Origin of the sequence: Blastococcus sp. TF02-09 (assembly GCF_003319105.1) — a bacterium.
In the GTDB taxonomy this organism is placed as follows: domain Bacteria; phylum Actinomycetota; class Actinomycetes; order Mycobacteriales; family Geodermatophilaceae; genus Blastococcus.
Genome location: NZ_QOHH01000019.1, coordinates 1 through 20,588, shown reverse-complemented (window position 1 = coordinate 20,588; position 20,588 = coordinate 1). Strand labels below are relative to the sequence as shown.

22 protein-coding genes and 1 tRNA gene are annotated in these 20,588 nt (G+C 71.8%); 11 read left to right on the top strand and 12 right to left on the bottom strand.

Going from position 1 to position 20,588, the window contains the following annotated elements; all coding sequences use genetic code 11:
* Nucleotides 1-14: 14 nt before the first annotated feature.
* Nucleotides 15-722 carry a (2Fe-2S)-binding protein gene (locus tag DQ239_RS19585; protein WP_113836098.1) on the bottom strand — a complete coding sequence of 236 codons (708 nt, stop codon included), beginning with the start codon at nucleotides 720-722 and terminating at the stop codon, nucleotides 15-17.
* Between the two features lie 133 nt (nucleotides 723-855).
* On the opposite strand from DQ239_RS19585, the gene acs reads away from it, so the two are divergent.
* From acs to DQ239_RS19570, 3 genes are all read left to right on the top strand, one after another.
* Entirely contained in the window at nucleotides 856-2,811 is a 1,956-nt protein-coding gene (acs, locus tag DQ239_RS19580) for an acetate--CoA ligase (RefSeq protein WP_113836097.1), read from the top strand.
* 105 nt (nucleotides 2,812-2,916) lie between these two features.
* Nucleotides 2,917-3,417: a phage holin family protein gene (locus DQ239_RS19575; RefSeq protein WP_113836096.1), complete on the top strand. Its 501-nt coding sequence runs from the start codon at nucleotides 2,917-2,919 to the stop codon at nucleotides 3,415-3,417.
* 7 nt (nucleotides 3,418-3,424) lie between these two features.
* On the top strand, nucleotides 3,425-4,354 hold the full coding sequence (locus DQ239_RS19570; protein WP_113836095.1) for an alpha/beta hydrolase: 930 nt from the start codon (nucleotides 3,425-3,427) through the stop codon (nucleotides 4,352-4,354).
* Nucleotides 4,355-4,442: 88 nt separating this feature from the next.
* Here the strand turns inward: DQ239_RS19570 and DQ239_RS19565 are convergent, their stop codons facing one another.
* From DQ239_RS19565 to nth, 5 genes are read right to left on the bottom strand one after another with little or no spacing between them, the layout of a single operon-like run.
* Nucleotides 4,443-5,624 (bottom strand): MarP family serine protease, encoded by a 1,182-nt coding sequence (locus DQ239_RS19565; RefSeq protein WP_113836094.1) that lies wholly within the window; start codon nucleotides 5,622-5,624, stop codon nucleotides 4,443-4,445.
* Between the two features lie 2 nt (nucleotides 5,625-5,626).
* Nucleotides 5,627-6,079 carry a plastocyanin/azurin family copper-binding protein gene (locus DQ239_RS19560; protein ID WP_113836093.1) on the bottom strand — a complete coding sequence of 151 codons (453 nt, stop codon included), beginning with the start codon at nucleotides 6,077-6,079 and terminating at the stop codon, nucleotides 5,627-5,629.
* Nucleotides 6,076-6,846, bottom strand: coding sequence for a CoA pyrophosphatase (locus tag DQ239_RS19555; protein ID WP_233489511.1), 771 nt, complete (start codon nucleotides 6,844-6,846; stop codon nucleotides 6,076-6,078). The genes DQ239_RS19560 and DQ239_RS19555 overlap by 4 nt, the downstream gene beginning before the upstream one ends.
* Nucleotides 6,843-7,406, bottom strand: a complete 564-nt coding sequence (locus DQ239_RS19550; protein WP_113836092.1) for a TlpA disulfide reductase family protein — start codon at nucleotides 7,404-7,406, stop codon at nucleotides 6,843-6,845. The genes DQ239_RS19555 and DQ239_RS19550 overlap by 4 nt, the downstream gene beginning before the upstream one ends.
* Nucleotides 7,406-8,206 carry an endonuclease III gene (gene nth / locus DQ239_RS19545; protein WP_113836091.1) on the bottom strand — a complete coding sequence of 267 codons (801 nt, stop codon included), beginning with the start codon at nucleotides 8,204-8,206 and terminating at the stop codon, nucleotides 7,406-7,408. Before nth ends, DQ239_RS19550 begins: the two co-directional genes overlap by 1 nt.
* A gap of 112 nt (nucleotides 8,207-8,318) precedes the next feature.
* On the opposite strand from nth, the gene DQ239_RS19540 reads away from it, so the two are divergent.
* Nucleotides 8,319-8,555 carry a hypothetical protein gene (locus tag DQ239_RS19540; RefSeq protein ID WP_113836090.1) on the top strand — a complete coding sequence of 79 codons (237 nt, stop codon included), beginning with the start codon at nucleotides 8,319-8,321 and terminating at the stop codon, nucleotides 8,553-8,555.
* Nucleotides 8,556-8,697: 142 nt separating this feature from the next.
* Nucleotides 8,698-9,372 carry a Crp/Fnr family transcriptional regulator gene (locus DQ239_RS19535; protein WP_091767653.1) on the top strand — a complete coding sequence of 225 codons (675 nt, stop codon included), beginning with the start codon at nucleotides 8,698-8,700 and terminating at the stop codon, nucleotides 9,370-9,372.
* 54 nt (nucleotides 9,373-9,426) lie between these two features.
* Here DQ239_RS19535 and DQ239_RS19530 read toward each other — a convergent pair whose 3' ends face one another.
* Genes DQ239_RS19530 through DQ239_RS20735 form a run of 3 tightly spaced genes read right to left on the bottom strand, consistent with a single transcriptional unit; the run spans nucleotide 9,427 to nucleotide 10,852 of the window.
* The gene (locus DQ239_RS19530) at nucleotides 9,427-10,218 is read right to left on the bottom strand and encodes an NUDIX domain-containing protein (RefSeq protein ID WP_113836089.1); all 792 of its coding nucleotides are present in this window, start codon (nucleotides 10,216-10,218) and stop codon (nucleotides 9,427-9,429) included.
* Nucleotides 10,215-10,685, bottom strand: a complete 471-nt coding sequence (locus DQ239_RS19525; protein WP_113836088.1) for a RidA family protein — start codon at nucleotides 10,683-10,685, stop codon at nucleotides 10,215-10,217. The genes DQ239_RS19530 and DQ239_RS19525 overlap by 4 nt, the downstream gene beginning before the upstream one ends.
* Nucleotides 10,682-10,852: a hypothetical protein gene (locus DQ239_RS20735; protein WP_091767663.1), complete on the bottom strand. Its 171-nt coding sequence runs from the start codon at nucleotides 10,850-10,852 to the stop codon at nucleotides 10,682-10,684. Before DQ239_RS20735 ends, DQ239_RS19525 begins: the two co-directional genes overlap by 4 nt.
* Before the next feature lie 108 nt (nucleotides 10,853-10,960).
* Between DQ239_RS20735 and DQ239_RS19520 the strand changes: the two genes are divergently transcribed.
* Genes DQ239_RS19520 through DQ239_RS19510 form a run of 3 tightly spaced genes read left to right on the top strand, consistent with a single transcriptional unit; the run spans nucleotide 10,961 to nucleotide 15,464 of the window.
* The gene (locus DQ239_RS19520; RefSeq protein ID WP_113836087.1) at nucleotides 10,961-11,953 is read left to right on the top strand and encodes an ArsA-related P-loop ATPase; all 993 of its coding nucleotides are present in this window, start codon (nucleotides 10,961-10,963) and stop codon (nucleotides 11,951-11,953) included.
* A complete protein-coding gene (locus DQ239_RS19515) occupies nucleotides 11,950-13,179 on the top strand; it encodes an ArsA family ATPase (RefSeq protein WP_233489510.1) in 1,230 nt (409 codons plus the stop codon). Before DQ239_RS19520 ends, DQ239_RS19515 begins: the two co-directional genes overlap by 4 nt.
* 41 nt (nucleotides 13,180-13,220) lie before the next feature.
* Nucleotides 13,221-15,464, top strand: coding sequence for a transglycosylase domain-containing protein (locus DQ239_RS19510; protein ID WP_113836086.1), 2,244 nt, complete (start codon nucleotides 13,221-13,223; stop codon nucleotides 15,462-15,464).
* A gap of 20 nt (nucleotides 15,465-15,484) precedes the next feature.
* On the opposite strand, the gene DQ239_RS19505 is transcribed toward DQ239_RS19510, so the two are convergent.
* Nucleotides 15,485-15,937 carry a GatB/YqeY domain-containing protein gene (locus DQ239_RS19505; protein ID WP_113836085.1) on the bottom strand — a complete coding sequence of 151 codons (453 nt, stop codon included), beginning with the start codon at nucleotides 15,935-15,937 and terminating at the stop codon, nucleotides 15,485-15,487.
* A gap of 51 nt (nucleotides 15,938-15,988) precedes the next feature.
* Here DQ239_RS19505 and DQ239_RS19500 point away from each other — a divergent pair, with 51 nt between their 5' ends.
* From DQ239_RS19500 to DQ239_RS19490, 3 genes are all read left to right on the top strand, one after another.
* Nucleotides 15,989-16,897, top strand: a complete 909-nt coding sequence (locus DQ239_RS19500; protein ID WP_113836084.1) for a metallophosphoesterase — start codon at nucleotides 15,989-15,991, stop codon at nucleotides 16,895-16,897.
* Between the two features lie 51 nt (nucleotides 16,898-16,948).
* Nucleotides 16,949-17,025, top strand: a tRNA-Pro gene (locus DQ239_RS19495).
* A 466-nt stretch (nucleotides 17,026-17,491) separates the two neighbouring features.
* On the top strand, nucleotides 17,492-17,836 hold the full coding sequence (locus DQ239_RS19490) for a helix-turn-helix domain-containing protein (RefSeq protein WP_158544908.1): 345 nt from the start codon (nucleotides 17,492-17,494) through the stop codon (nucleotides 17,834-17,836).
* A 906-nt stretch (nucleotides 17,837-18,742) separates the two neighbouring features.
* Here DQ239_RS19490 and DQ239_RS20205 read toward each other — a convergent pair.
* Nucleotides 18,743-19,363, bottom strand: coding sequence for a DUF6221 family protein (locus DQ239_RS20205; protein WP_147252183.1), 621 nt, complete (start codon nucleotides 19,361-19,363; stop codon nucleotides 18,743-18,745).
* Between the two features lie 46 nt (nucleotides 19,364-19,409).
* Nucleotides 19,410-20,588 (bottom strand): RHS repeat-associated core domain-containing protein (locus DQ239_RS19475; protein ID WP_147252182.1); only part of this gene is annotated, 1,179 nt, incomplete at its 5' end.

The window sequence follows — 20,588 nt, the reverse complement described above, 5'->3', positions numbered from 1 at the left end:
TACCGAAAGTCCGGTCAGAAGCGGGACGACAGGCGCTGGAGGAGGGCCCGCCGCTCCTCCGGGGGACGGCGGGGGCAGGACGTGCACATCGATCCGGACGGCAGCTCGCAGATCAGGCAGCACGACGCCCGGCGGGTGAACCGCACCCCGCCGACGTCCTCGTACCGCGGCACCGGGAGGGGCTCGCCGATCGCCGCGGCCAGGGCGCGTGCGCGCTCGCTCGCCGCCGCCGGGTCCCCCGCCACCCGGCCGAGGTCGAGCAGGCGGTTGGCCAGCGAGTCGGTGGCGATCGCCCACAGCGGCCGCTCGCGCATCCCGCCGGCCTCGGCGACCGCCGCGACGACCGCGGCGAGGGACGCCCGCAAGTCCTCGGTGGGGTCCGCGACACCGGCACCAGCCAGGGCCGCGATCGGCACCGCCCCCGGGAGCAGGGCCACGGTCAGGTCCTCCAGCCGCGCCGAGAGCGGGATGCCGGCCACCAGCCCGGCCAGCGGCGGCGTCACCAGCACCGAGGAGGCCGAGTACCACCACACCGTCGCGAGCACCCGGCGGTCGACCGCCCGGCCCCCCGGGGCGCGCCGCTCGAGCACCTGCGCCGTCCAGGCGGGGTCGGCCAGGAGGGTCGCGGGCACCGTCGTCGCCCCCGGCGGGACGACCAGCCCGAAGGCGGCCGAGCCGGGCAGCCGGGCGGCGACCACCCGCTGCACCGCGTCCTCCGCCACGGTGCGCAGTCTGCCGCTCCGGGGGCCGGAAGCCGCTACCGACGGGTAGGGAGACACCGGGAGTGCCTGGTCATACGGTGGGGCCGAGCCCGGCGCGGACGGGCCGGTGCGACGCCGAGCAGCGGAGGGACGCATGAGCGACAGCCAGTCGACGACCGAGAGCCGGACCTTCCCCCCGCCCGAGGCGATCACCGCGCGCGCCAACGTCGGCCCGGACGTCTACGAGCGGGCCGCGGCCGACCGGCTGGCCTTCTGGGCCGAGCAGGCCGGCCGGCTGTCCTGGGACCGCCCCTGGGACGAGGTCCTCGACTGGAGCAACCCGCCCTTCGCGAAGTGGTTCGTCGGCGGCCGGCTCAACGTCGCCTACAACTGCGTCGACCGGCACGTCGAGGCCGGCCACGGCGAGCAGGTCGCCTACCACTGGGAGGGCGAGCCCGGTGACACCCGCACGATCACCTACGCCCAGCTCAAGGACGAGGTCTGCCGCGCCGCGAACGCGCTGACCGAGCTCGGCGTGCAGGCCGGCGACCGCGTCGCCATCTACCTGCCGATGATCCCGGAGGCGGTGATCTCGATGCTGGCCTGCGCCCGCATCGGCGCCGTCCACATGGTGGTCTTCGGCGGCTTCTCCGCCGACGCCCTGGCCAGCCGGCTCGACGACGCCGGCGCCGTCCTGGTCATCACCGCCGACGGCGGCTACCGGCGCGGCGCACCCAGCGCGCTCAAGCCCGCGGTGGACGACGCGGTCGGCCGCTCCCCCGGCGTCCGCAACGTGCTGGTGGTCAAGCGGACCGAGCAGGACGTCGAGTGGACCGAGGGCCGCGACCTCTGGTGGGACGACGTCGTGGGCCGCCAGTCCACCGAGCACACCTGCGAGTTCTTCGACGCCGAGCACCCGCTCTACATCATGTACACCTCGGGCACGACGGCGAAGCCCAAGGGCATCCTGCACACCTCGGGCGGCTACCTGACCCAGGTCAGCTTCACGCACTGGGCGAGCTTCGACCTCAAGCCCGACGAGGACGTGTTCTGGACCGCCGCCGATGTCGGCTGGGTGACCGGCCACAGCTACATCGTCTACGGGCCGCTCTCCAACCGGGCGACGTCGGTCATGTACGAGGGCACCCCGGAGACCCCGCACCGCGGGCGCTGGTGGGAGATCGTGCAGAAGTACGGGGTCACCATCCTGTACACCGCCCCCACCGTCATCCGGACGTTCATGAAGTGGGGCCCGGAGGTCCCCGCGGGCTTCGACCTCTCCAGCCTGCGGGTGCTCGGCTCGGTCGGTGAGCCGATCAACCCCGAGGCCTGGCTCTGGTACCACGAGAACATCGGTGGCGGCCGGTGCCCGATCGTCGACACCTGGTGGCAGACCGAGACCGGCGGCCACATGATCAACCCGCTGCCGGGCGTGACCACGCTGGTCCCCGGGTCGGCGCAGGTGCCCTTCCCGGGGATCTCCGCGAAGGTCGTCGACGACGAGGGCAACGAGCTCGCCGACGACTCGACCGGGCTGCTCGTGCTCACCGACCCGTGGCCGTCGATGCTGCGGACGATCTGGGGCGACGACCAGCGCTACGTGGACACCTACTGGTCGCGGTTCGCCGAGAAGGGCTACTACTTCGCCGGGGACGGCGCGAAGAAGGACGCCGACGGCAACATCTGGCTGCTCGGCCGGGTGGACGACGTCATGAACGTCTCCGGCCACCGGATCTCGACCACCGAGGTCGAGTCCTCCCTCGTCGGCCACCCGACCGTCGCCGAGGCCGCGGTCGTGGGCGCCAGCGACCCCACCACCGGCCAAGGCATCGTCGCGTTCGTCATCCTCCGGGAGAGCGGCGTGGACTCCGGGGACGAGCTCGTGCAGACGCTGCGCAACCACGTCGCCCGCGACATCGGCCCGATCGCCAAGCCCCGCCAGATCATGGTCGTCCAGGAGCTGCCCAAGACCCGCTCGGGCAAGATCATGCGGCGCCTGCTGCGGGACATCGCCGAGAACCGCGAGCTCGGCGACGTCACCACGCTGACCGACTCGTCGGTGATGAACCTGATCAAGGAGAAGCTGCCCGCCGCTCCCTCGGAGGACTGAACACCGCCGTCCCCGTGTCCCCTCCGGGGGACGCGGGGGCGCGCGCCCGGCCGACGTGCGGCACGATTCCTCTGACCAGCTGAACCGATCGAAGGAGGAGCCCCCGTGGCCCACAGTGTGTCGCCGTCCCGCCGGGACGCGACGGCCGGACCCGAGGAGCCCTCCGTCGGGACCCTCGTCCAGAGCGCCATGGCCGACATCTCCACCCTGGTCCGCAGCGAGATCGAGCTGGCCAAGGCGGAGGTCGGCCGGTCGGCGAAGAAGGCTGGCATCAGCGTCGGCCTGTTCGGCGCCGCCGGCGTCCTCGCCGCCTTCGCCGGCATCTACCTGTTCGTCACGATCGCCGAGGCGCTCACCGCGCTGGGCCTCCCGCGCTGGGTGTCCTACGGCATCGTCACGCTCGTCCTGCTGATCCTGGCCGGCATCTGCGCGCTCATCGGCAAGCGGATGATCTCCCGGATCGAGAAGCCCGAGCGCACCCTGGAGACCCTCTCCGACCTGCCCGAGGTCCTGCACCGCGAGGCGCCGGGGCAGCGGCACCGGGCCGTGCCCGAGGTCAGCAACGGGCGGGTCGCCCTGCGCGGCAACGAGTCGTACAAGGTCTGAGTCCCCGGTGACCGTCCCTCCGGGCGGGCAGCCGGACGCGACCAGCGTCCTGCTGCCCGGACCGTGGACCCACCGCGACATCTCGGCCAACGGCATCCGGCTGCACGCCGCCGAGGCCGGCGAGGGCCCGCTCGTGCTGCTGCTGCACGGGTTCCCGCAGTTCTGGTGGACCTGGCGGAGCCAGCTGACGGCCCTGGCCGAGGCCGGGTTCCGGGCAGTCGCGCCGGACCTGCGCGGCTACGGGGCCAGCGACAAACCCCCGCGCGGCTACGACCTGCCCACCGCGGCGGCCGACGTCGCCGCGCTGGTGCGGGCCCTGGGCGAGCGCGACGCCGTCGTCGTCGGGCACGACTGGGGTGCGCTGGTCGGCTGGACCATGGCCGCGCTGCACCCGCGCAGCGTCCGCCGCCTCGTCGTCCTCTCGATGGCCCACCCGCGACGGCTGCGCGCGGGGATGGCCGACGCCGCGCAGCGCCGGGCGTTCCGCTACTTCCTGGGCGCGCAGCTGCCGCGGCTGCCCGAGCGCCGGCTCACCCGCGACGACGACGACCCGGTGGCCGAGCTGCTCCGCACCTGGTCGGGACCGGACTGGACCCGGACCGCAGACTTCGCCGAGTCTGTGGCCCGCTACCGCGCCGCCGCCCGCATCCCGCAGGCCGCCTACGGCTCGATGGAGTACTTCCGCTGGGCCGGACGCTCCCAGCTGCGCCCGGACGGCCTGCGGTACGCCCGGCGCATGTCCGCCCCCATCTCGGCCCCGACGCTGCAGCTGCACGGCGGGCTGGACAGCTGCGTCCTGCCCGCCACCGCCCTCGGATCGGGCCGCTACGTGGCCGGCACCTACGAGTGGCAGGAGCTCCCCGCCCTCGGCCACTTCCTCCCCGAAGAAGCCCCCGACCGCATCACCACCGCCATCGCCCATTGGGCCAAGCCCTGACCAGCGGCAGCTCACCAACCAACGCGACCGGCCCCGCTGCAGGGGCCCGCACCGAGCGGAGCGAGGTGTGGGGGGCGGCGGGGTCCTTCTACTCGCAGGGGCCGGTGTCGACGGTGTTCGCGGCGTTCACGCCGGCCGTGGCCGCTTCCTTCACCGTCGGGCCGGTGAGCGCGTAGCCGGTGTTCGGGTCGTCGATGGCCGAGGCGAACACGACGCCCAGCACCTGCCCGTCGGGCGCCAGCAGCGGACCGCCGGAGTTGCCGGCCCGCACGCTGCCGAACAGCGAGTACACGTCGCGGACGACGGTGCCGGTGTTGCGGAAGTTCGGGCCGCTGATCTCGCCCTGGTCCCGGATCCGCGCGGCACCCACGAAGAAGTCGCCGCCCCCGGGATAGCCCATGATGATCGCGTCGTCCCCGGCGACGGCCCCCTCCTCGGTGAACAGCAGCGGGACCTGCGGCAGGTCCGGGACGGCGAGGACGGCGACGTCGACGGATTCGTCGACGTACACCGGCGTGGCCTCGTACGTCTCCCCCTCGGCCTGGACCGTGGGCTCGGTGACCCCGGCGAGCACGTGGGCGTTGGTCATCACCCGCTCCCGGGCGTAGACGAAGCCCGAGCCGTCGATCTGGCGCGAGCACGAGGGCGCGACGCCGGTGATCTTGACGACCGAGCCGCGCACCTGGCCGACGACCGGGGTGCCCTCCAGCGCCGGGTCGGGCGCCGGCACGTCCCGGACCTCGGTCGGGGTGAGCGGGTCGAGCACGTCGGGCAGGCCGCGGCGGTCGATGGCCTGGCGGAGGTTGTCGTAGACCGACCGCACCCCCGAGGGGACGGCGTTGTCGACGGCCTGGACGAGCGCCGACTGCCGCACCTGCCCCGCCACCTCGGGGAACGGCGAGGTGGCCAGCGGCGAGGCGACCATCCAGGCGACCAGCAGCACGGCGGCGGCAGAGACGACCGCGCCGGCCACCGAGTCGAGCATCTTCGCCGGTTCCCAGGTGACCTTGCGCCGCACGGCCCGGCCGATCGCCCCGGCCAGGATCTGCCCGAGCAGCGCGCCGGCCAGCACGACCACGAGGGCGGCGAACACCCGGGTGACGCTGGAGCCGTCGATCCGCTCGGCGACCGGCCCGGACAGCTGGGCGCCGAGCACCGCACCCCCGAGGAAGCCGGCGATCGAGGTGGCCGACACCAGCAGGCCCTGCCGGAACCCCGACAGCGCGAAGGCCAGCGCCAGCACGATCAGCACGACGTCGACGAGTGACACGGTCAGCCCTCCTGGCTCACCGTCATGGTGCCCACCTGGCCGAGCTGGGTGTGGAAGGTGCACGTGAACGGGTGGTCGCCCGGCACGGTGACGTCGAAGTCGATGGTCATCTCCTGGCCGGGGGCCAGGAAGTCGATGCCGGTCTCGATCGGCTCGGGGCCCTCGCCCTCGTCGAACTTGAGGTTGTGCGTCATCTGCTCGGCGACGTTCACGACCGTGAGCCGCACCTTCCCCGGTGCGACGGTGAAGCGGTCGGGCGTGAAGACGTAGTCGTCCTGGGTCTGGAGGGTGACCTCCTGGACCCCGTCCTCCGCGACCGTCACGGCGCCCAGGTCGGAGGACGCCGACGACGACGTGTCCCCGCCGCCCGAGCTCTCGTCGCCACTGCACCCGGACAGCACGACCACCGCCGCGGCGCCCAGGGCCGCCATCCGCCGCCGTCCCCGCCCGTTCATCGGGGCCGAACCGTACGCGTCGCCGGCCCGTCCGGTGCGGGATCGGCCACCGTCGGCGCGGCGGCGTCCCCGGCCGGGTCGTCGTCCCCGCTGCCCGGGAGCGTGTACGGGCTGCGCTGCGACTCCCCGAGGGAACGGACGTCGGTGGTGTCCCACGGCCGGGCCAGGCCAGCCGCCTCGAGGATCGCGTCGACCAGGCCGGCGGTGAAGCCCCAGATCTCCATGTCGGCGACCGCGAAGGCCGGGCCGATGTAGCCGGAGGGGTGGCGCAGCCGATAGCGGTTCGCCGGGTCGACCAGCTCGGTCAGCGGCACCCGGGCGACGCGGGCCACCTCGTGCGGATCGCCCACGCTGACGTCGCGCGGGTCGTCCCACCAGCCGACGACCGGCACCACGAGGCGGTTGGACGGCGGCAGGTACAGCTCCTGCAGGGTGGCCAGGACCCGGACGCCCTCGGGGTCGACGCCGGCCTCCTCCTGCGCCTCCCGCAGGGCGGTGCCGACCGGGAAGTCGTCCCCGCTCTCCACCCCGCCGCCGGGGAAGGCGGGCTGGCCGGCGTGGCTGCGCAGGTGCGCCGACTTCTCGATGAACAGCAGGTCCGGCCCGTCCGGGCCCTCGCCGAAGAGGATCAGCACCGCCGACCGGCGGGCGGTGGCCGACGGCTGCGGCATCCGGCGCGCCAGCGGCAGGTCGTCGGCCTGGTCCAGCAACCGCCCGAGGTACTCCGGGATCCCGTCGGTGTGCATGTCGCCGGCCCGGGCGGTCACAGCTGCACCCCCAGGTGCTCGGCGACCAGGCCGCGCAGCTCCTCGGCGGAGCCGACGTCGCCCACCTGCGTGTGCACCAACCCGCCGTCGGCGTCCAGGAAGTAGGTGAAGGGCAGCACGTTGAGGCCGAGCTCGCCCATCAGCTCCCCCTCGCCGTCGAACGCGCTGGGGAACCCGACGCCGATCTCCTCGGCGAAGGACTCCGCCTGCGGCCGGCCGTCCTTGCTGATCACGCCGACGACCCGCACCCGGTCCCCCGCCTCCTCGGCGAAGTCCTGCAGCACGGGGAGCTCCTCGCGGCAGGGCGCGCACCAGGTCGCCCAGAGGTTCACCAGGGTGGGCACACCGGGCGCCCGTCCCAGGTCGAGCGTGCCGCCGGCCGGGCAGTCGAGGGAGAGGGTGGGCATCAGCTGCCCACCTTGCGCCGGGGTGTCGGCCTGGTCCGGGCACGGCACGAGCACGCTCTCCTGCGGCGCGGACCGGAGCTCGGGCTCCTCGGCGTCGCCGGTGCACCCCGCCAGGGCGAGCAGCGCCACGGCGGCGAGCGCCGCACGCCGCATCACTCGGTGTCCGAGGCGGCGGGGGTCTTCACGAGCTTCGCCGCGGCCTCCGGGTCGACCGGGCCGATCCCGTAGGAGGGACACCACTTGGCCAGCCCGCACGCGCCGCACGCGGCCTTCTTGGCGTGGCACACCCGGCGCCCGTGGAAGATCACCCGGTGGGAGAAGTCGGTCCACTCCTTCTTCGGGATCAGCTCCGCGACCTGCGCCTCGACCTTGACCGGGTCCTCCTCCTCAGTCCAGCCGAAGCGGCGGACCAGCCGGCCGAAGTGCGTGTCGACGGTCAGCCCGGGCACGCCGAACGCGTTGCCCAGGACGACGTTGGCGGTCTTGCGGCCCACTCCGGGCAGGGTCACGAGATCGGCCATCCGCGGCGGCACCTCGCCGTCGAACCGCTCGACCAGCGCCTGGCTGAGGCCCAGCACCGAGTTCGCCTTGGCCCGGAAGAAGCCGGTCGGCTTGAGGATCGCCTCCAGCTCCTCGCGGTCGGCGCCGGCCAGCGCCACCGCGTCGGGGTATTTGGCGAACAGCGTCGGCGTCACCTTGTTGACCATCTTGTCGGTGGTCTGCGCCGAGAGGACGGTGGCCACCAGCAGCTCGAAGGCGTTGGTGAAGTCCAGCTCGCAGTGCGCGTCGGGGTGGATGACCGCCAGCTCGCGGGCCATCCGCCGGGCCCGGCGGGTGCGGGCAAGCGAGCTCTCGCCCGGGTCGAACGGGGACGCCCCCGTGCGGGCGGCCACGGTGGGCCGGCGGACCGGGACGGGGCGCGCGTAGGCCGGCGTCGGAGCAGGGGCGGACACGCGACCGAGCGTAGGCGGCCCGGCTGACAGCGAGCGTCCGTGCCATCATCGAGGGCGGTCGGGCTCCGCCGGGAGTTCCCACGTCGGGTGGCAGCACAGCGGAGGAGGTCGCGTGGTCGCGCTGAGCGTCATCCTCTTCCCGCCGCTGCTGATCGCGTTCCTGCTGGTCATGGAGCGCGTCGAGGAGCCGCTGCGCCGTCCCGCCAGCCCCCGCGAGGTCGGCGAGTTCCTGGAGACGGCCACCGCGGACGAGGTCGACACGCTGGCGAACTCCGGCATCCGGCGGGCGCTGTTCCGCTGGCGGCGGCGCCGTCGCCGGAGGCGCACCACCAATCCTCCGATGGTCTAGTCCGCAGCTGTGAGCGAGGACGCACTAGCCCGGAGGAGGGACGTCTCGCCCACCGAGCGGGTGACCCGGCGCACAGCCCCCTAGACTCGCTGCGGACACGGGAGCTCTGCGTCCCGTCATCGGCAGTGGGAAAGGACGTGCAGTGGACGAGGTGCTGGCCCAGTCGGGGCTCTTCCAGGGGCTCTCGGAAGACGCGGTGGACCCCGTCCTCAGCCGCCTCGAGATCGTCACGCTCCCCCGCGGTCGCGTCGTCTTCAACGAGGGCGAGCCCGGCGACAGCCTCTACATCGTGATGACCGGCAAGATCAAGCTGTCCCGCCGCGCCCCGGACGGCCGCGAGAACGTGCTGGCCGTCATGGGCCCCTCCGACCAGTTCGGCGAGCTGTCGGTGTTCGACCCGGGCCCGCGGACGGCGACGGCGACCGCGGTCACCGACGTCCGGCTCGCCCGCATGCCGCAGTCGGTGCTGCGCCCGTGGATCGAGGCGCACCCGGAGATCGGCGAGCAGCTGCTGCGCGTGCTGGCCCGCCGCCTGCGCCGCACCAACGACTCGGTCGCCGACCTGATCTTCACCGACGTCCCCGGCCGGGTGGCCAAGGCGCTGCTGCAGATGGCCGACCGCTTCGGCAACCGCGAGAGCGACGGCCTGCGCGTCAAGCACGACCTGACGCAGGAGGAGCTGGCCCAGCTGGTGGGCGCCTCCCGCGAGACAGTGAACAAGGCGCTGGCCGACTTCGTGCACCGCGGCTGGATCCAGCTTCAGGGCAAGTCGGTCGTCGTCCTCGACGAGGACCGCCTCCGCCGCCGCGCGAGGTGACCGAACGCTGAACGTCAGAGGCCCAGGACCGATGCGGTCCTGGGCCTCTCGCGTTCACTGCCTCGTGGGCGCGACCAGAGGGACGCGGTCCCCGTTGGGGAGGACGGCGAACCGGCCCTCGGCCGTGTCCTCGAACCCCGGCATGATCGGCTCCAGCGGGTCCGGCGGGGAACCGGCCAGCGCGGCGGCGACGTCGGCGAAGCGGCCCAGCTGGGCCAGGGTGTGCGACGTCGGCGGCAGCATCGGCCGGGTGCCGGCGTGGTGCTCGGCCAGCGCGGCGGCGGGCGCCAGCCACGCGGCCTCGTCCGCCTCGCCGGAGACGTCGCGCGCCTCCTGCCCGGCCGGCAGCGCCGCGACGAAGAACTTGGTGTCGTAGCGGCGGGACTCCATCGGCGGGGTGATCCAGTGCGCGAAGGGCCGCAGCAGGTCCGACCGCAGCACCAGCCCGCGGCCGGCGAGTAGCTCGGTCAGCGACAGGTCGCGGCTGAGCAGCGCCTGGCGCTGCTCCTCCCAGTCGTCGCCCGAGACGTCCGGGACGACGGCGCCCTCCGCGGGCCCGGCGAGCAGCACGCCGGCCTCCTCGAAGGTCTCCCGGACCGCGGCGCAGACCAGCTCGCGCGCCAGCCGCTCGTCGCAGCCGAAGGCGGCCGCCCACTCCGCCGGCGACGGGCCGGCCCAGCCGATCTCGGTGTCGGCGTCCCGCTCGTCCACCCCGCCGCCCGGGTAGGCGGTCATCCCGCCGGCGAACGGCATCCCCGTGGTGCGGCGCAGCAGGTACACCTCGAGGCCGGGCGCCCCGTCGCGGACGACGAGGACGGTCGCCGCGTCGCGGATCCCGTCGGTCACCGGAGCTCCACGGTGAGCTCGACCTCCACCGGGGAGCCCAGCGGCAGCTCGGCGACGCCGATCGCGCTGCGGGCGTGCCGGCCGGCGTCGCCGAAGATCTTGGCGAGCAGCTCGCTGGCGCCGTTGACCACGCGGGGCTGGCTGGTGAACCCCTCGGCGCTGGCCACGTAGCCGACGACGCGGACCACGCGCGCCACCTCGTCCAGGCCGACCAGGTCGTCGATCGCGGCCAGGCCGTTAAGGGCGCACACCTTGGCGTCGGCCGCCGCGGCCTCGACGTCCACCGAGCCGCCGACCTTGCCGGTGCGGCGCAGGCCGCCGTCGACGAACGGCAGCTGGCCGGAGGTGAAGACCAGCGAGCCGGTGCGCACGGCGGGGACGTAGGCGGCGACCGGTGCGGCCACCGGGGGCAGCCGGATGCCGAGCTCGGCCAGCCGCGCGTGCCAGCCGGGAGCCGCCGCCGTCACGCCGGGCGCTTGAGGTAGGCCACGAGCTGGTCGGACCCGCTGGGGCCCGGCAGGACGGTCACCAGCTCCCAGCCGTCCACGCCCCAGGAGTCGAGGATCGCCTTGGTGTTGTGGATGAGCAGCGGGATGGTGGCGTACTCCCACCGCTGGCGCGCCGATTCGGTCATGCGCGCGACGCTAGCGCAGCTATGTTCTCGCCGAGCGGCCCCGTGCAGGGGCCCGCTCCGAGCCTGCGAGGAGTGGGGGGCACGGGGTCCTTCTCATAGGCTGGAGGAGTGAGCACCCTCCCGACGTCCGCACGGCTGCACGTCGTCTCCGGCAAGGGCGGCACCGGGAAGACGACGGTGGCCGCCGCCCTCGCCCTCGCACTGGCCGCCGACGGGCGCTCGGTGCTGCTCGTCGAGACCGAGGGCCGGCAGGGCATCGCGCAGCTGTTCGACACCCCGCCGCTGCCCTACGAGGAGCGCCGGGTCGCGGTGGCGCGCGGCGGCGGCGAGGTCAAGGCGCTGGCCATCGACGTCGAGGAGGCGCTGCTGGACTACCTCGACATGTTCTACAACCTGCGCCGGGCCGGCCGGGCGCTGCGCAAGATGGGCGCCATCGACTTCGCCACGGCGATCGCGCCGGGGCTCCGCGACGTCCTGATCACAGGGAAGGTGAAGGAGGCGGTCACCCGCCGCCATGACGGGAAGCACGTCTACGACGCCGTCGTCGTCGACGCCCCGCCCACCGGCCGGATCACCCGCTTCCTCAACGTCACCAACGAGATGGGCCAGCTGGCGCGCTCGGGCCCCATCAAGACGCAGAGCGACGGCGTCATGGCGGTGCTGCGGTCGCCGCAGACCGCGGTGCACCTGGTCACGATCCTGGAGGACATGCCCGTGCAGGAGACCGCCGACGCGATCGACGAGCTGCGCAAGGTGGGCCTCCCGCTCGGCTCGGTCATCGTGAACCTGGCCACCGACCCGGTGCTCCCGGCCGACGACCTGGCCCGGGCCGTCGACTCCGGCCTCACCGGGGCGGACCTCGCGCCCGCCCTGGCCGCGGCGCACCTGCCCGCCGACGACGCGGTCGCCGAGGCGCTGGCCGCCCAGACCGTCGAGCACGCCCGGCGGTGGAGCGCGCAGGACGCACTGCGCGACGACGTCGAGGCGCTCGGCCTGCCGACCGTGGAGCTGCCGCTGCTCACCGGCCCGATGGACCTCGGTGCGCTGTTCGAGCTGGCCGACCGGCTGGACGAGCACCTGCGGACGGAGGTGGCCGCGTGAGCGCCGCACCGGTGCCCGAGGACGAGACCGCCCACCCCGGCCGCGCGCGCCCCCAGGCGCCCGCGCTGGACCTCGGCTCGCTGATCACCGACCCGGCGACCCGGATCGTGGTGTGCTGCGGCGCCGGCGGCGTGGGCAAGACGACGACGTCGGCCGCACTGGCGCTGGCCGCCGCGGAGGCCGGGCGCAGCGTCGTCGTCCTCACCATCGACCCGGCCCGCCGGCTGGCCCAGTCCCTCGGCCTGACCGAGCTGGACAACGAGCCGCGGCGGGTCGAGGTCCCGGGGGCCGCGGGCGAGCTGCACGCGATGATGCTGGACATGAAGCGGACGTTCGACGACGTCGTCGCCGCGCATTCCACGCCCGAGCGGGCCCAGCAGATCCTGGACAACCCCTTCTACCAGGCGCTGAGCTCCTCGTTCTCCGGGACGCAGGAGTACATGGCGATGGAGAAGCTGGGCCAGCTGCGGGCCACCGAGCAGTGGGACCTGATCGTCGTCGACACCCCGCCGTCGCGGTCGGCGCTGGACTTCCTGGACGCCCCCAACCGGATGAGCCGCTTCCTCGACGGCACGATGATCCGGCTGCTCATGGCGCCGAGCCGGGCGGGCTTCAAGTTCGCCAGCGCGGGCTTCCTGCTGTTCAGCCGGATCGTCTCGAAGATCCTGGGCGGCCAGCTGCTGCGCGACATCTCCGCGTTCGTGGCGGCGCTGGACACCATGTTCGGCGGCTTCCGCGAGCGGGCCACCGCCACCTACGAGCTGCTCCGCCGGCCGGGCACCTCGTTCGTCGTCGTCGCCTCGCCCGAGCCCGACGCGCTGCGCGAGGCCTCCTACTTCGTGGACCGGCTCTCGGCCGACACCATGCCGCTGGCCGGCCTGGTCGTGAACCGCACCCACCCGCCGGCGACGTCGGCGCTGTCGGCCACCCGGGCGGCCGCGGCCGCCGAGGCGGTGCTGGAGGCCGGCGGTCCGGACGCCGACCTCGCCGCCGCCGCGCTGCGGGTGCACGCCGAGCGGATGACCCTGGCCGCGCGCGAGCAGCACCTCGCCGACCGCTTCACCAGCGCCCACCCGGAGGTGGCGGTCCGCACCGTGCCCGCGGCCGCCGGCGACGTCCACGACCTCGACGGCCTGCGCACCATGGCCGCCGAGCTGACCGGCGACGACGCGGACACGCCGACCGGCACACCGCGCACGCGCATCCTCCCCGCGCGCCGCGGCTGACCAGGGCCGGAGGGGCAGCGCCCGCCGTACATTGGGGAGCGATGTCCGAGACCGCGCGCCTCCGCTCCCGCATCATCGGCAAGCTCGCCCTGACGATCGTCGTCGCCGGGGTGCTGCTCGCCGGTCTCCTGCTGCCCTGGGTCGGCGGCGGCGGGCTCGTCGCGCGCAACTCCGCCAGCCTGCTGGACGCGCTGCCGGTGGAGCTCACCGACGCGACGCCGGCCGGCATGACGCGCGTGCTCGCGGCCGACGGCTCGCTGATCACCAACGTGTACGAGAAGAACCGCACGCCGGTGACCTCCGACCAGATCGCCGACGTGATGAAGCAGGCGCTGGTCGACATCGAGGACTCGCGGTTCTACGAGCACAACGGCCTCGACGTCCAGGGCACGATGCGCGCGCTGGTGAAGAACCTGGCCGCGGGCTCGGTCCAGGAGGGCGGCTCGACCCTCACCCAGCAGCTGGTGAAGCAGACCCTGCTGCAGACGGCGGACTCCTCCGAGGGCCGCGACGCCGCCACCGAGCAGACGCCGGCGCGCAAGCTGCGGGAGGCCCGGCTGGCGCTCGCGCTCGAGGAGACCTACGATAAGGACGAGATCCTCACCCGCTACCTGAACATCGTCTACTTCGGGAAGGGCGCCTACGGCATCCAGGCCGCTGCCCAGCGGTACTTCAGCGTGAACGCCGCCGATCTGACCCTGCCGCAGGCCGCCATGCTGGCCGGCCTGGTGCAGAGCCCGTTCTACGACGACCCGATCGACAACCCGGAGAACGCCCAGCTGCGCCGCAACCAGGTGCTCAAGCGGATGTTCGACCTGGAGCACATCACCGAGCAGGAGTACCGCGACATCTCGGCGACGCCGGTGGAGGTCGCGCCCGGTCTGCCCCCGGCCAACGGCTGCATCGACGCCTCGCTCGGCGGCTTCTTCTGCGCCTACACGCTCGACCACCTGCGGCAGGACCTCGGCCTCACTGACGACCAGGTCAAGAACGGTGGTCTGACCATCCAGACCACGCTGCTGCCCGACCTGCAGCGCTCCGGTGACCAGGCCGTCCTGCAGTCCGTGCCGATGGGCGACTCGCTGGCGGGCATGTTCACCGCCGTCGAGCCGGGCACCGGCAACGTGCTGGCGATGAGCATCAACCGGCGGTACGGCTGCGAGGGGCCGCCCGAGTGCGAGTCCTACGTGCTCCACACCGCGGCGAGCAAGGGTGCCGGCTCGACGTACAAGACGTTCACCGCGGCCGCCGCCCTCGAGGCGGGCATCCCGGCCAACACCAGGATCACGACCCCCGGTGACCGCTACACCTCGCGGATCTTCCTCGGCCCCGCCTGCGGCGCCGCCGACCGCAACGGCGCGAACGAGCGCGGCAAGTACTGCGTCGAGAACGTCGGCAACTACCCGGACACCCTCGACATGGTCGGCGCGCTGGTCCGGTCGTCCAACACCTACTTCGTGGCCCTCACCGACAGGCTGGGCAGCGTCGAGGGCCCGGTGCGCATGGCCGAGCGCATGGGCATGACCTTCGACCGGCCCACGCAGGACAGCGCCGAGAAGATGATCGACGGGTCCCCTCCCGGCTTCGGCGGCTTCACCCTCGGTTCCCAGGCCACCAGCCCGCTGGAGCTGGCCAACTCCTACGCCACGCTCGGGGCGGAGGGCACCATGTGCACCCCGGTGCCGGTCACCGAGGTGCTCGACCGCAACGGCGAGCCGCTCACCGGCGACGACGGAGAGCCGGTGGTCACGGGCGACAACTGCACCCCGGAGTCCATCCCGGCGAACATCGCCAACACGCTGAGCACCATCCTCGTCGGCGACGTCGCCACGTCGGCCGGCACAGGTACCCGGGCGGCCATCCCGGGCCGGACGATCGCCGGCAAGACCGGCACCGCCCAGGAGAACCAGTCGGTCGCCTTCGTCGGCTTCCTGCCCGAGTACTCCGCCAGCGTCATGGTGTTCAACCCCACGGACGAGGAGACGGTCCCCGGCTTCGGCGGCAACATCCCGGCCACCGTCTGGCGGGCCGCCATGGCGCCGTTCCTCGAGGGCAAGACCACCACGGCGTTCCCGCCCGCGGACCCGAAGCTGATGGGCCCGGAGCGCCCGGCCCCGCGGCCCCAGTCCACCCGGCCGCAGCGCGACACGGACGACGAGGACGAGCGTCCGGCCGAGGAGCAGCCGGCCGAGGAGGAGCCGGCGGACGAGCAGCCCACCGAGGAGAGCCCGGCGCCCGCCCCCGCCCCGGCGCCCGCCCCCGCTCCGGCGCCCGCGGACGGCTGAGCGAGGGGCCTGCGCGGGCCTCAGCCCAGCTGGCGCCGGACCTCCGCGGCCACCCGCGCGCCGTCGGCCCGGCCGGCGACGACGCCGTTGGCAGCACCCATCACCTTGCCCATGTCCTTCATGCCGGCGGCACCGGTGCGGGTGATCGCGTCGGCGACGATCGCGGCGAGGTCGGCGTCCTCCAGCTGGGCCGGCAGGTAGTCGGCGAGCACCGAGCCCTCCGCGCGCTCCCGCTCCGCCTGCTCGGCACGGCCGGCGCCGGCGAAGGCCTCGGCCGCCTCCCTGCGCTTCTTCGCCTCCCGGCGCAGCACCGCCTGAACCTCGTCGTCGGACAGCTCCCGGGACTCCTTGCCCGAGACCTCCTCGGCGCTGACCGCGGTGAGGACCATGCGCAACGTCGCGGTGCGCAGCTCGTCGCGGGCCTTCATGGCGGTGGTCAGGTCGTCGCGCAGCTGCTTCTTCAAGTCCGACACGGTCCCAGCCTGGCACGACGCCGTCCGGGCCCGCGCCCGTAGGCTCCCGGTGTGCGCTGGTACACCGTCCCTGCCGCCGTCTCCGCGACGGGCGCCGGCATGCTCGCCTACGCGAGCCTGTACGAGCGCACCCGCTGGACGCTCCGCCGGTTCGACGTCCCCGTCCTGGCCCCCGGCTCCCCGCCGCTGACCGTCCTGCACCTGTCCGACCTGCACATGACCGCCGGCCAGCGGTCGAAGCAGGAGTGGGTGGCCGGGCTCGCCGCGCTGGAGCCGGACCTGGTCATCAACACCGGCGACAACCTGGCCGGCTTCGACGCCGTCCCGCCGACGCTCAAGGCGCTGGGGCCGCTCATGGAGCGGCCCGGTGCGTTCGTGCTGGCCAGCAACGACTACTACGCGCCGCGGCCGAAGAACCCGCTTAAGTACTTCTTCCCCGGCCACAAGCGGGTGCACGGCGACGAGCTGCCCTGGCGGGACCTGCGCGACGGGATGCTCGACCGCGGCTGGCTGGACCTCACCAACGCCGCGGGCGAGCTGGTCGTCGACGGACGCCGCATCGTGTTCGCCGGCGTCGACGACTCGCACCTGAAGCGGGACCGGTACGACGTCGTCGCCGGGCCGGCCGACCCCGCCGCGGACCTGCGGCTGGGCCTGGCGCACTCCCCCGAGCCGCGGGTGCTCGACCGGTTCGCCGCCGACGGCTACGACCTGCTGCTCTGCGGGCACACCCACGGCGGGCAGCTGCGGGTGCCCTTCCACGGCGCGCTGGTGACCAACTGCGGCATCGACCGCGACCGGGTGCGCTGGCTGCACCGCTGGGCGGAGCCGTCGCCGGAGCACCCGAACGGCACCTGGCTGCACGTCTCGGCCGGCCTGGGCACCAGCCCGTACGCGCCGGCGCGGTTCGCCTGCCCGCCCGAGGCCACCCTGCTGACGCTCACCGCACGGGCGGCCTGAACCCGCCGGGAGGAGCCGTGACCAAGGGCGCTAGACTGGCCGGGCGCACCTCGGGGTGTGGCGCAGCTTGGTAGCGCGCGTCGTTCGGGACGACGAGGCCGCAGGTTCAAATCCTGTCACCCCGACCAGAAGTACGAAGTCGGAACATCAGCAAGGCGAACGCCGCCGGGCCCCTGGGTCCGGCGGCGTTCGTCGTTTGCGGGGGCGTACGTGCGCTGATCCTGTAGAACTGTCGCTGGCCACAACGCCACCGCCACGGCCCGCGAACGCATGCTGGCGGTCAAAAGCTTTCTTCTCTTATTCCTGTCTTCTTGGGGGCGCCGATACGGCGGAAAGAAAGTGACCCGGGGCATCGATGCAGACATAGGCGGCCCTTTCGAAGAAGGGCGGCCTGGCCTAGAGGTCGGGTTCCCGCATCACGTTAGGAGGCTGGGGGCCCGCTGATGAGATGTCGTGGTCCCCTTCGTTGTCGACGGCATTCATTCGTCTTCGTCGTCGTAGGTACAGGCGGGAATGCTGCGACTTCAGTTGACACTCGTTCTGCGGGATTTTGTCCCGTGGCAAGGATGTCGCTGTGCTCAAGAAGTTCCGCCGGTGTTCAAGCGAGACGTCGTCCGCGTGGCCCGTCGCGGTGATCTGAGCCAGACAGAGGTGGCTGCTAACTTCGACATCTCGGTCGAGTCGGTGCGCCGCTGGGTGCGCCAGGCCGACATCGAAGACGGCGTCGTCGATGGCCGGACCAGCGCCGAGCAGAACAAGCTCGTCCAGCTGTGCCGGGAGAAGCGCCGGCTGGAGATGGGAAACGAGTTTTTGAGCCGGGCCGCGGCGACGCCTGGCTGTCTGCTCCGGTGCGCCAACCCGATCTTGCGGACGCCTACCTCACCAACGCCCTCGTCGACGCAAACACCGATGACCCGGAGTTCGGCTACCGACTGCTGACCGACGAGCTGGATCGTGCCGGCCATGTCGTAGGCGAACCGCGCATCTGGCGACTGTGCTCGCAACAGAAACTCTGATCGACCACCGTGCCCAAGGGGCGGCGAGGTGCGGCAAGAGCCCAGGCCCGGCGTGCACGACGACCACGTGCAGCGGAACTTCACTGCGGCCGCCCCTCACCGGGTCTAGCTGACCGACATCACCGAGCAGCCGACCGCCGGGAGCAAGCTCTACTGCTGCGCGATCAAAGACGTGTTCAGCAAGCGCATCGTCGACTACGCCATCGATGAGCGGATGACCGCCCAGCTCGCCGTCACCGCACTACGCACCGCCGTGGCCGTCCGGCGTCCGGGCGGGGTCGTGGTGGTGCCCAGCGACCACGGATGCAGTTTCGAGCACGATCCAGGCCGTGCTCACCGCCGCCAGGCTCCTGGGGTCGATGGGCCGCGTCGCCTCCGCGGGCGGATAACGCCGCCATGGATTCCTGGCGCGCACTGCGGCAGAAGAACGTCCTGGAACGCCGCCGCTGGCGCACCCGCGACGAACTCCACGCCACGATCGTGTTCTGGATCTGACACACCTACAACCGCCGATGGCGCCTGGGCGCCCTCGGCAAGCCCCCCACGTCGAGTACGAACTCGCCTTCACCACTGAAGCCGCAATGGCGGCATGATCAGTCCTAACCGCCGTCAACCGAGGCTGCAGCATTTCCTTCGGTTCGAGAGTTGGCCGCGTCAGCGGGCCGATTCCCAACTGGCCTTGTCGCGGCTTGTACCACTCGATCCTGGGGTCTGATCTTAAGGCCTTTGCGCGCTGGCTAGCGTGAATACAGAGCTCAGAGCCAGTTGGAGCGTTGGCTGCGACGGGCTTGTGATGACTGACAACAGCTGAACGTATATGTAGCACTGGTCAGAACCGTTTACGGTTGCCCTTGGGCCGCGCATCACGACCAACTTTGTTCGAGCGCACAGCAATATGGTGTGAGTAAATGCCCACTACGACACCGGACCATCGTAGACCGCGACTCTCCGTAATAGAGACATAATCCCCCATTGTGAAGTTTGGTGGCTCAATCGCTGGGGGTTTCCAGTCGCCTGTTTCCGCATCAGGCCCAGATCGCCCACCATGGCTCGACATTGTGCGCACAATGACGACTTCAGACGAGTTATCTGGATCAGGAAGCACCGCGGCCCAACGCGCATCATAGTCGGGCGTCTCGTCGTACAACTCGGCGAGTCGCGTGATCACACCCAGATACAGCGCGTCAGCGTGCTCGGATGCTGGGTCGTCTCCGACGCCTCGGCGCAACAGATCGACCACTTCGTTCAAGAGGGCTGACTGCTTCATGACCCTCATGGGGCTCCAGCGCTCAATATGGTCGGCCACCAATGAATCGAGCCTATTGCTAGTCGCAGCCCTCATGTCGTCAGCATCGAGATAAGGCGGATCGACTTGAGCAGCCAAGTATCCATCCTCATACACCTTCGCCTGGATGAAAGAGAGCATTCGTTCGATCTGCTCACTGCCCATGGTGGCCAACCCTTTCGTGGCAGAGTCTTGCCTTGATCCAGGATTTTCAAACCCAGTCCCCGTACGTACTCCCACCCTTTCCTATTGTAATGAGCCCCCCCTTCGGAACGACGTGACAGTGTCGCTTGTAGTGACCCTTCGGGACGTGCCTGTTCGCGTCTTTTTGGGCAGCCTTCACCGCCTTCTCGCGCGTGTTCCCTTTACCAAAGCCGAAGACATAACCAGTCACCGTTCCTCTCACATAGTGGACAACTTGACATTTCACAGTGACTCGGTGCGTCTTGAGCCCTGTGCCGTCAGAAGCGTTGCAGGGGTCGTTTTCCGAGTAAACGTACGCGTTGGCCTCTTGTCCGCTCGGATCGGGTTGCGTGAAGCGCCCTAGGGCGGGGTCGTAGTATCGCGCTTCGAGGTGATACAAGCCGGTGTCTTCGGCAAAACTCCCCCCGATGTACCTGAAGGGATTGTTCACCGATTCAACCAGGCCGCGCTCGGCCCCAAATGGCTCGTACGAATAACTGTTGGCGACGCTGCCGTTAGCGGCAACCAAGGCGATGGTGCTGCCTTGGCGATCGGCGATGAAGTAGTAGCTATTCCCGTTGGTTCGGAGGGCCACGGGCGTGCCATTGGGTTCGCGGATGATAGTAGCTGCGTCAATGCCGGTCTGGGAGGTGAGGCCCACGGCAGTGTGCTGATATCCGCGGTTGTCAAAGCCGAGGCGTTCCTTGTTGCCCTCGCCTGCGTAGGCGTACGTGTGTGCGTTGCCGTTGGCGGTGAGCCCGGTCAGCTGGCCCCGCGGGCTCCAGGTCCCGTTGGTGCGGCTGGTGGAACCGACCGCGCGGACTTCGGCGCCATTGTCGTCGTAGGCGAAGGCATTGGCAGGTTGGCCGGCGCGTCCTATCAAGGCGTCAGTTGCGTCGTAGGTGTACGTCGGAGCTGGCCCGTCCGGCTGTCCAGGACACAGCACGGTGGCTGCAGTGGAGGTGGAGTCGTACGTGCGATTGCCGTTGGGGTCGTAGCAGTAGGACCACGAAGCGGTGACGTTGAGTCCGACAGTCTCCTTGGCGCGTGTGAGTCGGTTGAGACCGTCGTAGCTATACGGGCTCTTCGTACCTGCGGTGGGTGTGAGGGACTCGCGCGTGGGAGCTGAGGCCGGGAACGGGTCGAGGCCTTCCAAGATCGGAAGCGACCAAGCTGCCCGACCGGAAGGCCTCGACGGTGTCCGAGC

Coding starts and splice junctions, on each gene's coding strand:
- acs (WP_113836097.1), top strand. CDS start 856: ATGAGCGACAGCCAGTCGACGACCGAGAGCCGGACCTTCCCCCCGCCC.
- DQ239_RS19560 (WP_113836093.1), bottom strand. CDS start 6,079: ATGAACGGGCGGGGACGGCGGCGGATGGCGGCCCTGGGCGCCGCGGCG.
- DQ239_RS19550 (WP_113836092.1), bottom strand. CDS start 7,406: ATGCGGCGTGCGGCGCTCGCCGCCGTGGCGCTGCTCGCCCTGGCGGGG.
- DQ239_RS20735 (WP_091767663.1), bottom strand. CDS start 10,852: ATGACCGAATCGGCGCGCCAGCGGTGGGAGTACGCCACCATCCCGCTG.
- DQ239_RS19510 (WP_113836086.1), top strand. CDS start 13,221: ATGTCCGAGACCGCGCGCCTCCGCTCCCGCATCATCGGCAAGCTCGCC.
- DQ239_RS20205 (WP_147252183.1), bottom strand. CDS start 19,363: ATGGGCAGTGAGCAGATCGAACGAATGCTCTCTTTCATCCAGGCGAAG.